The organism is Pseudomonas sp. SDO5215_S409 (assembly GCF_054071325.1).
The window spans coordinates 1-201 of record NZ_JBSVWN010000231.1 but is presented as its reverse complement, the minus strand read 5'-3'; the positions used below and the strand labels follow the sequence as shown (position 1 = coordinate 201).

Annotated in this window: 1 protein-coding gene; it reads left to right on the top strand. The window is 62.7% G+C overall.

The window, feature by feature from the left end:
• Positions 1–201: AMP-binding protein (locus ACW9H9_RS29000; protein ID WP_457346766.1), on the top strand; the 201-nt coding region annotated here is incomplete at both ends.

Genomic DNA, 201 nt, shown 5'->3' with positions numbered 1-201 from the left:
CGCAAGTGCCGGGCTTGACCGCGCGCCATCAGGCCTACGTGATCTACACCTCCGGTTCCACCGGCCAGCCCAAGGGCGTGATCAACGAACACGCCGGTGTGGTCAACCGCCTCTTGTGGATGCAGGACGAGTACGGCCTCACCGCTCAGGACACGGTGTTGCAGAAAACCCCGTTCAGCTTTGACGTGTCGGTGTGGGAGT